13 protein-coding genes and 1 pseudogene are annotated in these 13,404 nt (G+C 45.4%); 3 read left to right on the plus strand and 11 right to left on the minus strand.

The window, feature by feature from the left end:
- Positions 1-649: 649 nt before the first annotated feature.
- From JGK07_RS12815 to rpmH, 9 genes are all read right to left on the minus strand, one after another.
- Positions 650-826: a hypothetical protein gene (locus JGK07_RS12815; protein ID WP_194010918.1), complete on the minus strand. Its 177-nt coding sequence runs from the start codon at positions 824-826 to the stop codon at positions 650-652.
- Between the two features lie 434 nt (positions 827-1,260).
- Positions 1,261-2,004: an SH3 domain-containing protein gene (locus JGK07_RS33185; protein ID WP_363319628.1), complete on the minus strand. Its 744-nt coding sequence runs from the start codon at positions 2,002-2,004 to the stop codon at positions 1,261-1,263.
- Between the two features lie 121 nt (positions 2,005-2,125).
- A complete protein-coding gene (locus JGK07_RS12825) occupies positions 2,126-3,634 on the minus strand; it encodes an AAA family ATPase (RefSeq protein WP_293181951.1) in 1,509 nt (502 codons plus the stop codon).
- Positions 3,635-3,973: 339 nt separating this feature from the next.
- Entirely contained in the window at positions 3,974-4,492 is a 519-nt protein-coding gene (locus JGK07_RS12830) for a YceD family protein (RefSeq protein ID WP_293181949.1), read from the minus strand.
- Positions 4,493-4,743: 251 nt separating this feature from the next.
- Positions 4,744-5,217: a R3H domain-containing nucleic acid-binding protein gene (locus JGK07_RS12835; protein ID WP_293181947.1), complete on the minus strand. Its 474-nt coding sequence runs from the start codon at positions 5,215-5,217 to the stop codon at positions 4,744-4,746.
- Between the two features lie 8 nt (positions 5,218-5,225).
- A complete protein-coding gene (gene yidC / locus JGK07_RS12840; RefSeq protein WP_293191702.1) occupies positions 5,226-6,374 on the minus strand; it encodes a membrane protein insertase YidC in 1,149 nt (382 codons plus the stop codon).
- 332 nt (positions 6,375-6,706) lie between these two features.
- Positions 6,707-7,102 carry a PH domain-containing protein gene (locus JGK07_RS12845; RefSeq protein ID WP_293147797.1) on the minus strand — a complete coding sequence of 132 codons (396 nt, stop codon included), beginning with the start codon at positions 7,100-7,102 and terminating at the stop codon, positions 6,707-6,709.
- Entirely contained in the window at positions 7,074-7,478 is a 405-nt protein-coding gene (gene rnpA / locus JGK07_RS12850) for a ribonuclease P protein component (protein ID WP_293181943.1), read from the minus strand. Before rnpA ends, JGK07_RS12845 begins: the two co-directional genes overlap by 29 nt.
- A gap of 37 nt (positions 7,479-7,515) precedes the next feature.
- On the minus strand, positions 7,516-7,653 hold the full coding sequence (gene rpmH / locus JGK07_RS12855) for a 50S ribosomal protein L34 (protein WP_006632320.1): 138 nt from the start codon (positions 7,651-7,653) through the stop codon (positions 7,516-7,518).
- Positions 7,654-7,891: 238 nt separating this feature from the next.
- Here rpmH and JGK07_RS12860 point away from each other — a divergent pair, with 238 nt between their 5' ends.
- From JGK07_RS12860 to JGK07_RS12870, 3 genes are all read left to right on the plus strand, one after another.
- Positions 7,892-8,356 (plus strand): type II toxin-antitoxin system HicB family antitoxin, encoded by a 465-nt coding sequence (locus tag JGK07_RS12860; protein ID WP_293181941.1) that lies wholly within the window; start codon positions 7,892-7,894, stop codon positions 8,354-8,356.
- Positions 8,353-8,772 carry a type II toxin-antitoxin system VapC family toxin gene (locus tag JGK07_RS12865; protein ID WP_293181940.1) on the plus strand — a complete coding sequence of 140 codons (420 nt, stop codon included), beginning with the start codon at positions 8,353-8,355 and terminating at the stop codon, positions 8,770-8,772. Before JGK07_RS12860 ends, JGK07_RS12865 begins: the two co-directional genes overlap by 4 nt.
- 255 nt (positions 8,773-9,027) lie before the next feature.
- Complete coding sequence (locus tag JGK07_RS12870) at positions 9,028-9,732, plus strand: hypothetical protein (RefSeq protein WP_293181938.1); 705 nt, start codon at positions 9,028-9,030, stop codon at positions 9,730-9,732.
- Between the two features lie 361 nt (positions 9,733-10,093).
- On the opposite strand, the pseudogene JGK07_RS12875 reads toward JGK07_RS12870, so the two are convergent.
- Together JGK07_RS12875 and JGK07_RS12880 are read right to left on the minus strand one after the other, a co-directional pair.
- A pseudogene (locus tag JGK07_RS12875) lies at positions 10,094-11,734 on the minus strand (acetolactate synthase large subunit); the annotation flags it as partial.
- 205 nt (positions 11,735-11,939) lie between these two features.
- On the minus strand, positions 11,940-13,307 hold the full coding sequence (locus JGK07_RS12880) for an NAD-dependent succinate-semialdehyde dehydrogenase (RefSeq protein WP_293181936.1): 1,368 nt from the start codon (positions 13,305-13,307) through the stop codon (positions 11,940-11,942).
- Between the last annotated feature and the right edge of the window lie 97 nt (positions 13,308-13,404).

Consider the following 13,404-nt stretch of genomic DNA (forward strand, 5'->3'; position numbering starts at 1 on the left):
CTTGAAGGAGTCAGTAGAGGCGCTTTGATTTCGCCTTTGAAAGTTCGCATTTGGACTCTTCAAGAATCCCCGTCCCGGAGCGGGCTGGGGAGTATCAAGATCGACTAAAAATCCCCACCCTTGCTAGTTGCAAACAGAATGAGGATTTTATTGGTTAACTAATTTTTGACACTCCCCGGCATGAATGCGCGGGGATTCTTGGTTCACCGATACACCTTTAAATTGCCTATCCTTTCGGCATTACTTAAACCAAAAACCCGTTCAATAGAACTAAGTTTCGAGCCTAACTTAGACAACCCCAGAGGGCTTACCTCCCCAAGCTTTAAGAGATTTCTCTCTTTGTTGACCTATGCCCTACGGTACACTTTTATTAACAAGTTTTTAATTTTTCTGGTAGTGAGCGCGCGTTGGCTATCTCGGCTATGTTTATCGTGGTTTTCGCCATCCACTAAGTATTGTTATTTCCTAGGCAATCGTTTTGGAATTGGTTATCCATTTGTTCTAGCGGGTATTCTACCTATACTAGGTTTTAGTATAGCTTGTTATGAGAGCAATTAGCGGAAACTTTCAAGACAAATTTAGAGAATTAAAGCCGTCCTTCTACGATGGGGCTTTAGACCCACATTTCCGGTAAAAATGGGACATTAAGTTAAATTAGACCGAACCGATCGCAAATCAAAGCAACTCCGGCTGCAAAAACAGTAATTGCTAACGCTACCAGAGGGTTTTGCCCTCTGCTGACTGCAAAAGAAGTGACCACTCCAGCTCCTAAAGCCGCAGTTACAGCAGCAGTCGCCAAATCTCGATCTGGACGTTTGTCGTACATATTTTTTATGGTTGATAGCTGTCAAGCTGAAAACTTAGATCTTGTTATCTAAGCTACCATTCTTGCCTCTACTGCGGTGACAAAAGCCTACGATTTGCAACTAAGCTTAAAATTTTGCTAAGTTTCTTAACATAACTCTCAGTTGACTGTTGACTGTTGACTGTTGACTGTTGACTGTTGAGGGCCACCTCTACCTGGAAGGAAGAGGATTCGAGTAATGAATAGTCTGCTTTTAATTTTTGCCGATCGGGCGGGCGGGCTTTAAACCAATTCTTTAGCGTAAATAAATTTAACTTGACTTTTCAAAAAGAATGTGATATTTAGAGTTGGTTTAAGCGGAGATTAACCTTAGACTTATTGCATACGATCTGCGATCGGGCAACCGCAGAGCAACACAGTCCAACGCAGATAATTTGTAGACACCAGCCTTGGTGCTATTCGCCTTCAACTTTTTCAGTATTGCCACCCTTCACCCAACCTTCGCGATTGCCATCCTCAACTCGAATTCGCTGCCACTCTTTGTCCGGCGAATCTTCCAAAACCACAACTTTTTCCTTGTAACCTACACCGCCAATCCGGTTCGAGTCTCGATTGCCACTATCCCGAAGAATTAAGCCGATCGGCTGAGTTACCAGAGCTCGGTAAGCTCCCGGTTCCAGGGGTTTCTCAGACGCAGCATCGCCAGACGCAGCATCGCTAGACGTAGACACTGGGCTGGCCTTGGCTGTTGACTTCGCCCCAGCACCGGCAATCTGAGCTGCTGTTTTGTCGTTGGGAAAAACAGGTCTGTCGGGCACAGTAGTTAGCTTAGCGGCAAAGTAAAGTGCAGCCGCCACGCTAGCGCCTGCCATCAGCACGATCGCTAGCAGAAAACCCACTAAAAACTTGAAAACGCTATATATACTGTTCATAGGGCGGAAGAGTTGACAGTTGACAGTTGACAGTTGACAGTTGACAGTTGACAGTTGACAGTTGAGAGTTGAGAGTTGACAGTTGACAGTTGACAGTTGACAGTTGACAGCTTGCGAAAGAGAAGGGTTGACAGTTGACAGTTGACCGAAGGAACAAGGAAGAGCGAATGGGGAAATTTGGGTTCGATGGGATAGACGCTGGGAGGGAAATTTCAGCTTCGGGCGAAGGCCGAATGCTTGGGAGCATCTCAGTTTTACAAGAAGCATTTTTTATTGTAGTGCGAGCGTCCCCGCTCGCGTGCTTATAAACCCACGCGAGTTCTCGACAGCACTATAAATGCAAAACTAAGATGCTCCCGAATGCTTTCTGCACAATGTTTTCGATCGACTATCCTTGAATCCGGCGGCTCAAACTGCCGTATCTCGAAGCAAGGCGAGCTTTACCCGCCGCCGCCCAATCTTGCAAAAATTGGATTTGCTCGCTCGCTGTTCGGGCTAACGGCACCATCTGACTAGCTGATTCTAAAATATCATCTGTGGTAAAGTCTCGATTTTGGCTAAACCCAATGTGCATTGCTTCAATCAAAGTTTGCTCGATTTCGGCTCCTGAAAAATCTGGAGTTTCGTAAGCCAAGCGCTCTAGATCGTAGTTTTTGATGCTGTGCGATCGCAACCGCAACAAATGTACCTCAAAAATCGCCCGCCGTTCCTCCTGACTTGGCAAACCTACAAAAAATATTTCGTCAAACCTGCCTTTTCTCAGCATTTCCGGCGGTAAAGACTGGATGTTGTTCGCCGTGGCGACGACAAACACCGGTGAAGTTTTTTCGCCCAACCAAGTAATAAAAGTTCCGAACACGCGGCTGGTTGTCCCCGAATCGCCTTTACCATCCAATCCCGAAAAAGCTTTGTCAATCTCGTCAATCCACAGCACGCAAGGCGCCAAAGCTTCCGCTAGCTGAATCATTTGTCTGGTGCGCGATTCTGATTCCCCGACTAATCCGGCAAACAAGCGCCCGACATCCAACCGCAGCAAGGGCAAATGCCAGTGGTGAGCGATCGCCTTTGCAGTTAAGGATTTGCCGGTGCCTTGAATTCCGACTAATAACAAGCCTCTGGGATGCGGCAAACCGTATTGGCGGGCGCGATCGGAAAAAGCACCACCGCGCCGCAGCAGCCATTCTTTGAGATTGTCCAAACCGCCGATATCGGAGATGTTTTCGCGGGCTGGGTAAAAATCGAGAATTTGAGTTTGGCGGATGGTTTGGCGTTTTTCTTCTAAAATCAGTTCGGCATCGTCGGGATGCAGTTCGCCTCTGGTGGCGATCGCCTTTGCCAAAACTCGGCGGATTCGTTCGATCGACAATCCTTGACAGGAGCGCACCATTTCATCCAGGAAACGCCCTTCTATGCTTTGTCCGGTAGCACTTAACAGTCTTTCTACCTCAATTTTGATTTCCGCAGCCGCAGGCAGAGGAAACTCCAAAACAGTGATGACTTCGCTGAGGTCTTCCGGGATCGAAGTTATCGGAGATACGATGACTATATTTTTGGGTACAGATTTGAGGAGTCTCGCCAAATTTCGCAACTTCCGAGAAATCGAGACATCTTCTAAAAAGCGCTGAAAGTCTCGCAAAATAAAGATTGCTGGTGCGGATGCCGGCAATTTTTCCAGAAACTCTAAAGCTTGTAGCGGGTTGCGCTTGCCAAAACCCGCATCGTTGGGATTGCCTTGATAGCCATCTACAAAATCCCAGATGTAGACGGCGCGAGAACCCTGTTTTTTGGCGCATTGGGCGATCGCGACTTCGACGCGCTCTTCTTCCCGTGTGGGAATGTAGATTAGGGGGTAGCGCGATCGTAGCAGCAGTTCAAACTCGTCGCTAAAAATAGTCATTAGTTATTAGTCATTAGTTATTAGTTATTAGTTATTAGTCATTAGTTATTAGTTATTAGTCATTAGTTGTTAGCGGGTGTTTTTTTTCGTCGTTATTCCACACTTATTCGTGGTTAGCTACGAAAGCATTTCTTTCCGAGAGTAAAAAGAGTTTTTGTTAGAGTGCGAATTCTTCAAGATCGCAGCAAAGCTTATATACATCTAGCAAATGTCCCGATCGCGGACAGTAAAAGCAAAACTGAAATGCTCCCTTAGCTATTGACTATTGACTGCTGACTAATGACTAATGACTAATGACTAATGACTAATGACTAATGACTCTGGACTGCTGACTCTTGACTAAGGCAATTGCCGTTTAAGTGCCGCCAGAGACGCCCAGCGACTGTCAGAGACTGTTTCTGAACTTTCTGTCTCTTCTGCATCATCCTCATTTAAATCTATTCCCGGACATTCAACATCGCATAGCTGTTTGTGCGGCAGTTCCAAGCACATTTGTTGGTACACCCAATCACTCGGAGAGAAATAGCCTGTGGGAGATAAATTTTCCACTAAATCTTCTAAATCCACTTCAAATTCTCCTGAACTTGCATCAGGATCGCTCACTTTTTCTTCGAGCCAAATTATTTCCGATGATTGGATTTTTAAACGGTGATTGTATTGTTTTAGGCATCTATGACAGCTAAGAGTCACAATTGTTTCAGCTTTCGCCTTCACATCAAGAAAATTACCTTTGTGAGTAACTTGCAGCCGCCCCCGCACGGGAGTCAGAGTTGCTAAATCGGGGATAATTTCTTCAAAATCAATGACCTCTTTCCGCTCGGTTTTTGCGAGTAGGTGAGGGATATAAATTGTCTCCATAATCATCTTTCGCCGTTTTATTATCCTCGTCTCAAGTCACAAGCCAGTCGATTTTAGATTTTAGATTTTAGATTTTAGATTTATTTCACAGATGAATCTGGGAGCTTAAACACGATTCTAAAATTTTCGGATATCTACTTTTGGCATCGGGGCTTGTACTTGTTTTTGGGCGGGTAAAAAGTTAAAAGTCAAAAGGAATAGCTCTTTTTTGGCTTTTTCCTTTTTCCTTTTTTCTTTTTTCCTTGTTACCGTCAGCGCAGTCGCACTACCAAACGCCGATCGGCATCTTGGCCTTGACTGTAAGTTTCTATATCCTCACATTCGCTCAAAAAACTGTGTACTTGACGGCGTTCTGCCGAAGACAGCGATTTGAGTTCAACTTCCCCTCCAGTCGATCGCGCTTGATCTGCTGCGTACTCTGCCATCGATCGCAGTTCTGCTTGTCGGCGGATGCGATAGCCGTTCAGTTCGACTGTATAAGCAATGGGTTCATCTGATTCGTGAGCGATGTTCGCAACTGTGTTGCAGAGGTACTGAATCGCATCTAGTACATTACCGTCTGGGCCGATTAAGATAGCAACTTGTTCGGGTGTCAGATTGCTTTCATCTATTGTCATCCAATAGCAATCATCTTGCTGTTGGCTTACCACTGTTGAGGGAATTGCGGACAGTTTTAGCAATTCTTCTAACCATTGCTGTCCGCGCTGCATTTCTGATTCTTTCATTTTAACAATCAAGCCTTTTTCTTAGAACGGCCCGGCTCAAAGGGAAGTGCATCTAATCCCTGTTCTTTTTTTGTTTTCGCTTCTGCTTCGTCCACAATTTTTTGGAGATTTTCGGGCAGCGGTTCTCTAGACAAAATAAACGATTGAACTGTTTGGAAGATGTTAGCAATCAGCATATACATCAACACGCCGGCGGGCAGCGGGAAGAACAAAAACATCCCCGAAAATATCACTGGCGTCAGTTTGTTGACTGTAGCCTGTTGGGGATTGTCGTTTGGCCCTTGTGCTTGTCCCGAAAGAGTTTGGTTGATATACAAACTGATACCGAAGCCGAGGATCATTACCAAAATATCCCAGTGGATTGTGCCGTCTGGGTCGATCGCGCCCACGCGGCCTAGAGCTTCGATAAACAGGAATCCTTTGTTGGTAGCCAATCCGGGGATTGTGCCTTGAACTGTGGCTTCACCGGTCGCTAAAGCCACGATGTTGCCCTGTTCGTCTACCTTGACGAATTCTTCGCCTTTGATGACTTTCCAACTGGGAACAAAGTCAATTTCGCTCTTATTTTCTGCCACTAGAGCTTGGAGAGGTTTACCGTCTGGGGTCTTAAATTCAACCTTGGTTGTATCGCCGACTCCGAGTTTGTCACCTGCTGGAATCACGCCCACAACTGGAGCGTGAAATGTACCCGTCACGTAAATATTTTGTGGTGGCGTAGCAAAGGCTTGCGGTTGAACAGTTTCGATTTGTTCTTTCGGCAAAACTTGGACGTTGACGCTGTAATTTACGTCAGAAAAAGGCGAACCCCTCAGCGTTGCAAACAGTGCAAACAGCACCGGCATTTGCAGCACCAACGGGAAGCATCCTGCTAGAGGATTGCCAAATTCTTTGTATACTTTGCTCATTTCCTCCTGCTGTTTGGCAGGATTTTCTTTATACAGTTTTTGAATTTGATCTACTCGCTCTTTCATCAACGGCTGCGCTACTTTCATGCGCCGCATATTGCGAAGAGAGCCTGCATTTAGAGGATAGAGAGCAAAGCGAATCACGAGCGTCAGAGCTACGATCGCTAAACCGTAGCTTGGCACGATCCCGTAGAAAAAATCTAGGATCGGCAGCATTAGGTTGTTGGAGAGAAACGAGATACCAAAATCCATTCGCTTTGAGTTAATTTAGGTGCTCTTAGTTTACTGTTGAGAACTATTTTTACCCGCTGAATGCGGGCCGTCTCAACTTTTAGGCTTTTGTCTCTATCTTAGGACATTGCCTGTCGATCGACCGCCCGCTACCAGATTTTTGTAATGACTAAAGCCAATACTCGCGCTGACTTCACCCAAAAAACGCACGCAAACGCCCGACAATCGTCATAAATATCCCCAAATTTTAGACTAAGAGTTCAACCTGGCAGATTCATCTGTGGAGTAAATCTCAAATCGAAAAATGGAAAATCGACAGATTTCGCCTTCAAATCAGGGTAAAAGCCTTTCGGTTATTTAGCTTTTGCTGCTGCGTTGGCTTTTTGAGCTGCTGCGGGCAGTTTTTCGTTAATGTAGTCATAGACTGCTCGAAATTTCGGAATCGATCGCAGTTCCAAGCGGCTGCCATTTTTCATGGTCAGCACCATGTCTCCGTAAGTCCCGAAACCCCGAGGTACTGTGACAATTTTGACTATATCTGAGTAGATAACGTCGATGCGATCGCCCCCCATCCAACCGCTAGTTACGGACACTCGGCGGTTGGTGATCCGGTAGCGCAGCCACAGAGCCCGAACAATTGCTCCTACTGCGAGGGGGATTCCCACGACAGTCAGCCCCAGGAGTAAGTTGATAATCAAGTCTCCCAGCGCGGGGCCGCCTTCATAATATACTTCCTCTCGAATTCCCATCTAGTACCTCGGCTTCTACCAACAACTGCTCTAATTCTTGCAGAATTTCTGCATAATTGCACTCTTGTGCGATCGGACGCACCACAATTACTAAATCCCATCCGAATTTTAATCGGGGCAATAGCTGTCGCAAAGCGGCGCGAATCTGGCGCTTGATCCGGTTGCGGACTACAGCGCGCTTGCTGACTTTCAAGCTGATAGAAATGCCTGTGCGACTCGGTTGCAAGGATTTATCGGCTGTGGGTTTGCCAATCTCGACGCTTTTGGGTTTGCGTAGAGCTCTTAAGCTGAAATGAGCGGAGTTGCGGCGGATTCCCTTGCGGTAAACGGCGCTGAAGTCTTTTCGGTGCTTGAGTCGGTTTGTCAGGGGCAACATGGTGGCTGCGTGCGATCGGGCTCATTCTTGGGCCGTGCTAGACTGCGAGGCGGTGACGACCTTTGCTGCGGCGTGCTTTGATTACCAATCGACCAGTTGCGGTACGCATTCTGGCGCGAAAACCGGATGTTCTTTTTCTTTTGCGGCTGGTTCCGTGCAGGGTTTGCTGTGTCATTTCGATTTCTCCCGTCTTGTTACTTTACTTTTGATTAATATTCACAATCTTCTAGTATACCATAGAGTGGTTTTCTTGGCAATAATATTTTTCCGAGTTGATATGTATTGAGAGTTGAGTTAAGTTGCGATCGCAGCCTTGAATGATTAGTAAAGGCTAGAATCACGATTTCTTTAGGTGCTGCGGGGTTATTGGTTATTAACCTCTGACATCTATCGAAAGCATTGCGAAAAATGGGATGTTTGAAAAACTATGCGTTAAAATGCCAAATATAGCCAAGCGGAAAAAACAGATGGATGCCACAGTATTAACCCCTACTCCGAATCCTTTAACCCAATTAACTTATCAAGTTCTAATTGAAAAGCACGATGAAGACCTCTACAGCGCAATAGTTTGGGAATTGCCAGAATGTAGAAGCTCAGGAGCTAGTAAAGAAGAAGCTTTAAAAATTTTACATCGATTGTTGACCGAGCGTCTCAAAAAAGTCGAAATAGTCTCTATGACAGTAGACATTCCCAAAGCTGAGAATCCTCTGATGAAGTGGGCAGGAGCGTTTAAAAACGATCCGCACTTTGATGAGATGCTAAAAGATATTGCAGAACTGCGCCACGACAGGAATGCAGAAATGGCAGAATATTACGATCGACTCGATTCGGAGGCAGAAGCCACCAATAAAGTTGATGTGGAGGAAAGAGCTAAGTGACTTTGTGGATATTTGATACAGACCATACCACACTTTTTCAGCAGGGTAATCCACAAATCGTGCAGCGTGTCAGTGCAGTTAATCCAAAAGATATTGCCATTACGCTCGTTACATTTGAAGAGCAAATGTATGGACGACTTAACCGTATCAGGCGAGCGACATCAGGGGATGAAGTAATATCAGCTTATGCAAGTCTGCGAAAAACCATCAACTATTTAACCGATTTTGAGTTGCTTGACTTCGATCGAGATGCTGAAAATTATTATAGGGAATTTTTGCGGCAAAAAATCCGCGTTGGCACGCAAGATTTACGGATTGGGGCGATCGCACTTTCAAACAGCGGTGTTCTACTTACCCGGAATCGCCGAGATTTTGAAAGAATCCCTGGATTGAGGTTTGAAGACTGGTCAGTGTAATGATTGGAATGTGCGATCGAGCATGATGTAGTTGCTGTTTCAAAGGTGCGATTAAGTCTTAGGGTAGCATTGTAATTCCATCTTCTCTCCCTTTCCCATATCGAATAATTCTTTTTCCTGGGAAGTCGATATGATCTTTTATTTGCAGTCTCAATCCCTCTGTCAATCTCATATGGCAGTAAGAAGAATTTGACATACATCCGTAATCTGCGGTATTCTTGTACTATATATATTGTAACTTAGAGGATCGTAAAAATGAAGCAACCTTCCAATATTGGAAAATATGTCTTGCATCTTTTTAAGGCTTATTGGCGCTGGGTTAATCAAGTAGCTGACAATCAGAAAATTCCTGAACATAAATTAAATGAAATGGTTCAAAAAAGGCAATTCAAGACTCCAGAGGAGGCGGAGCGTGCTACCAAACGTACAATGAAGGGAGTTTTGGTTGCTATCCCATTTATCTTTTTATCAATTCTAATATGGGGCATATTGCCTAAATCAGAGAATCAGTCGGTAGTTGTCCAACCCACTGAGAGTCCAAATTCGCCGCAGCCTGAGCAATCTACCAAAAGTTCAACACCTTCTCAACCGAATAGTTCAGATCAGTCTTCACAGATGACTGCGCTGGACTTCAGATCGCTCCTACCGCCAGAAAATGAGGAAATAAGAAACTTCATTCTTTCAGATCCGTGGCTTGGGGGTTTTTTGCAAAACGTTTGGATTGGTTATGTCACAAAAGCCGACTTGATCGACAGAGGGTTTTATATTAACGTCCTTTATAAACATACTGGGGAGGGAGAAGGATCGGCAGCAACAGCGAAAGGAGCGTGTTCACCAATTGGCTTCAATGGAGCTTTCATCTGTGGACGTGGGATGATGCAAGCCTACCAATGGGGAATACAAAGTGATGAGGCTATTCGCAGGCTTAACATTCTTGAGGAACAATGGGCAAAACGTTAATTAGTCGTGGGCTAACAACTCTGGTTTAGCGGACTGATACCATTTTTCTATGAAGCTGCATGGAATAGATCCTTTACTGGAAAGGATTTCAGGCTAACCATTCCGTGCAGCTTCATAGTGAATTGGTATGACCCAAACTGTTGGTGGGCGTAGGGTGCGCCTACTGTGAAAAATCCCTATCTACATATCGACAATTCTGCTCGCGACGCACCTGACCACAATGGTAAGATCGACCAACACAACATTTATTGTGTACCAATCTTTTGTTAAATGGAACAGTGTTCCTTACCCGAAATACAGAGGATTTCAGGTAAGTGAACCATGTTGATTTACGCGAACAAAAAAATGCCCGTTTCCTAACTTAGATATTGCAACTCATATCGTCAGATAATTGACTGAAACGAGCATTTTCCCGATAGTCTACCGGGCAGTCAATCACGCAGGGAACATCTTGAGCCAGCGCTTCCTTCAGGATAGGAATAAAATCGGTGGCGGATTCCACGCGATAGCCTTTTAAACCCATACTTTCGGCATATTTTACAAAATCGGGATTGCCAAATTTGACGAAATGTGAATGACCAAAGTGATCTTCCTGCTTCCATTCAATTAACCCGTAGCCGCCATCATTAAAGATGAGAGTGACAAAATTAGTACCGACGCGCAACGCAGTTTCTAACTCTTGAGAGTTCATCATAAAACCGCCGTCGCCCGTGGCTGCTACTACTTTGCGATCGGGATAAACGAGTTTTGCCGCCACCGCGCCGGGAATCGCAATCCCCATCGCAGCAAATCCGTTGGAGATTAAACAGGTATTCGGGCGATCGCAATGATAGTGCCGCGCGATCCACATTTTGTGAGCCCCCACATCAGATATGAGAATATCTTCCGGGCCCAGCACTTGCCGCAAATCGTAAATCAGTTTTTGTGGCTTGATCGGGAAACCATCATCCTTAGCATATTGTTCGTACCCAGCGCGAATATCTGCCCGCAATTGCTTAGCAAAAGGATCAGTCTTCTCCATGCGATCGGCACGCTGCAAAATTTCATTGAGCGAATCCGAAATATCCCCCACAACTTCTACAACAGGAATATAACTGCTATCAACTTCTGCTGGCAGAGCTCCTACGTGAATAATCGGAATTTTGCCGTCAGGATTCCACTTTTTCGGGGAATATTCAATTAAATCGTAGCCAACAGCAATCACTAAATCCGTTTCTTCAAAAGCACAGCTAATGTAATCCCGTTTTTGCAATCCCGTCGTCCAAAGTGCCAAAGGATGAGTGTAAGGAATTACGCCTTTGCCCATAAAAGTATTAGCGACGGGAATATTTAATCGAGTCGCAAATTCTGTCAAAGCATCGCTAGCATTAGCCCGAATCGTGCCATTTCCTACTAAAAGCAAAGGACTTTTCGCCTTGGAAATTGCCACAGCAGCTTTATTCAGACTTTGGTAAGCACCAAAAGTTTTTTCGCGGTTATCTTTAGTGAGCGGCTCTCCTTCGACAGGCATTGCTGCGATGTTTTCGGGCAAGTCAATGTGAACTGCTCCCGGTTTTTCACTCTGAGCTACTTTAAAGGCTTTGCGGACAATTTCTGATGTCGTACTGGGGCGGACAATTTGAGCATTCCACTTAGTAACCGGAGCAAACATAGCCACCAAGTCCAAATATTGGTGCGATTCTATGTGCATTCTATCCGTGCCGACTTGTCCGGTAATTGCTACTAGAGGAGCGCCGTCTAAATTCGCATCAGCAACACCTGTAATTAAGTTAGTTGCGCCGGGGCCCAAGGTGGACAAGCAAACGCCTGCTTTGCCGGTAAGGCGGCCGTAAACGTCTGCCATGAAAGCGGCGCCTTGTTCGTGGCGAGTAGTAATAAATTTAATTGAAGAGTGTCTTAGGGCTTCTAAAACTTCTAAATTTTCTTCTCCGGGAAGTCCGAAGACGTATTCTACGCCTTCGTTTTCTAAACATTTGACCAAGAGTTGAGCTGTGTTCATTTCCGTTTTTTCCTCGGTTACTCAGGATTTGTTGTTCTCAAACAATTTACAAGGTTGGGATTTATTGTACAACTTTTGAGGCTGACAAAGTTTTTAGCCGCCCTCAGTCAACTTCTTGCAAAAATCTAATGTTGAATTTTTAACCGCAGATCAACGCGAATTAACGCAGATGGATTGAGGTTTTTGCAAGAAGCCGATCGAGCTTTACTTATTTTACCCACACTGTTTTAATGTTGACAAATTCGTGAATTCCTTGGATGCTCAATTCGCGTCCGTAACCGGAGCGTTTGATGCCGCCAAAGGGCAATCTGGGGTCGGATTTTACTAAGCCGTTGATGAATACGGCGCCTGCTTCTAGTTCGGAAATAAATCGATCGCCTTCTGAGCTTACTGTAGTCCAAGCTGTCGCGGCTAAGCCAAAAGATGTATTGTTGGCTAGTTCGATCGCCTCATCGATGTCTGCAACTCGAAATACTAACGCTACGGGCCCGAAAAATTCTTGTTGGCGCGCCGCAGCATCCAGGGGAATATCTGTCAAAATAGTTGGCAAGTAGAAATTGCCGGCTTTCTCTGACAGTGCGCGGCCGCCTGTCAAAAGTTTTGCTCCTGACTGAATGCAAGCTTGCACTTGATTGTCCAATTCTTTAAGAATTGTCGGAGTAGCTAAAGGGCCGATATCGGTTTCTGGCAACATCGGATCGCCTACTTTCAATTCCTCGAATTTTTTGACAAATCCTTTGATGAATTCATCGGCGATTTCTTCTACTAAAATAAAGCGTTTAGCAGCTACGCAAGTTTGGCCGTTATTTAGCATCCGCGATGTTACAGCAGTTGATAAAGCTGCTGGTAAATCGGCGCTGGACATCACAATAAATGGGTCGCTTCCTCCCAATTCCAACACTACTTTTTTCAAATTTTTGCCCGCATTTGCTGCTAAACTTTCGCCGGCTGGTTCGCTACCGGTGAGAGTTGCTGCTTTGACGCGATCGTCCGCAACGATTTTAGCTACTTTGTCGGCGCCCACTAGCAAAGTTTGAAAAACTCCTTCGGGAAACCCTGCTTCGGCGAAAATCTCTTGAATTTTTAGAGCGCACTGAGGCACGTTGGAAGCGTGTTTGAGCAAGCCGACGTTGCCCGCCATCAGCGCCGGCGCGGCAAACCGAAAAACTTGCCAAAATGGGAAATTCCAGGGCATGACGGCTAAAATAGCGCCCAGTGGCTGGTAGCGGACAAAGCTGCTGCTAGCGTCGGTGGTTGCGGGTACGTCTGCCATAAATTGAGCGGCATTTTTGGCGTAAAAGCGGCAAACTAAGGCGCATTTTTCTACTTCGCCGATCGCCGATTTAAGCGTTTTGCCCATTTCCAGCGTCATCATTTCCGCGAAAATTTCGCGATCGCGCTCCAAGATATCCGCAGTTGTCTGCATCCAGATTGCTCGCTGCTCAAACGGCTGGTGGCGGTAGTTGTTAAAAGCTTGCTGTGCTAATGCCAGCTTAGCTTCTATGGCCTCATCTGCGATCGGCTCGAAAGTTTTCAGCGTTTCTCCCGTTGCCGGGTTGATAGTAGAAATACCCATTGTTCTATCTCCGTTTCAAAATATACAAAACTCCCTTATAGTTTTGAAGCTAGTTCGGGAGTTGTATTGATGTATTACAAAATTTGGATTTACCAGC

Source organism: Microcoleus sp. PH2017_24_DOB_U_A (assembly GCF_020738205.1).
GTDB lineage: Bacteria > Cyanobacteriota > Cyanobacteriia > Cyanobacteriales > Microcoleaceae > Microcoleus.

Excerpts from the sequence above, each read along its gene's own strand:
- JGK07_RS12845 (WP_293147797.1), bottom strand. The coding sequence starts at position 7,102 with ATGGGAATTCGAGAGGAAGTATATTATGAAGGCGGCCCCGCGCTGGGA.
- JGK07_RS12815 (WP_194010918.1), bottom strand. The coding sequence starts at position 826 with ATGTACGACAAACGTCCAGATCGAGATTTGGCGACTGCTGCTGTAACT.
- JGK07_RS12835 (WP_293181947.1), bottom strand. The coding sequence starts at position 5,217 with ATGAAAGAATCAGAAATGCAGCGCGGACAGCAATGGTTAGAAGAATTG.
- JGK07_RS33185 (WP_363319628.1), bottom strand. The coding sequence starts at position 2,004 with ATGCTTCTTGTAAAACTGAGATGCTCCCAAGCATTCGGCCTTCGCCCG.
- rnpA (WP_293181943.1), bottom strand. The coding sequence starts at position 7,478 with ATGTTGCCCCTGACAAACCGACTCAAGCACCGAAAAGACTTCAGCGCC.
- rpmH (WP_006632320.1), bottom strand. The coding sequence starts at position 7,653 with ATGACACAGCAAACCCTGCACGGAACCAGCCGCAAAAGAAAAAGAACA.
- JGK07_RS12880 (WP_293181936.1), bottom strand. The coding sequence starts at position 13,307 with ATGGGTATTTCTACTATCAACCCGGCAACGGGAGAAACGCTGAAAACT.
- JGK07_RS12825 (WP_293181951.1), bottom strand. The coding sequence starts at position 3,634 with ATGACTATTTTTAGCGACGAGTTTGAACTGCTGCTACGATCGCGCTAC.
- yidC (WP_293191702.1), bottom strand. The coding sequence starts at position 6,374 with ATGGATTTTGGTATCTCGTTTCTCTCCAACAACCTAATGCTGCCGATC.
- JGK07_RS12870 (WP_293181938.1), top strand. The coding sequence starts at position 9,028 with ATGAAGCAACCTTCCAATATTGGAAAATATGTCTTGCATCTTTTTAAG.
- JGK07_RS12860 (WP_293181941.1), top strand. The coding sequence starts at position 7,892 with ATGTTTGAAAAACTATGCGTTAAAATGCCAAATATAGCCAAGCGGAAA.
- JGK07_RS12830 (WP_293181949.1), bottom strand. The coding sequence starts at position 4,492 with ATGGAGACAATTTATATCCCTCACCTACTCGCAAAAACCGAGCGGAAA.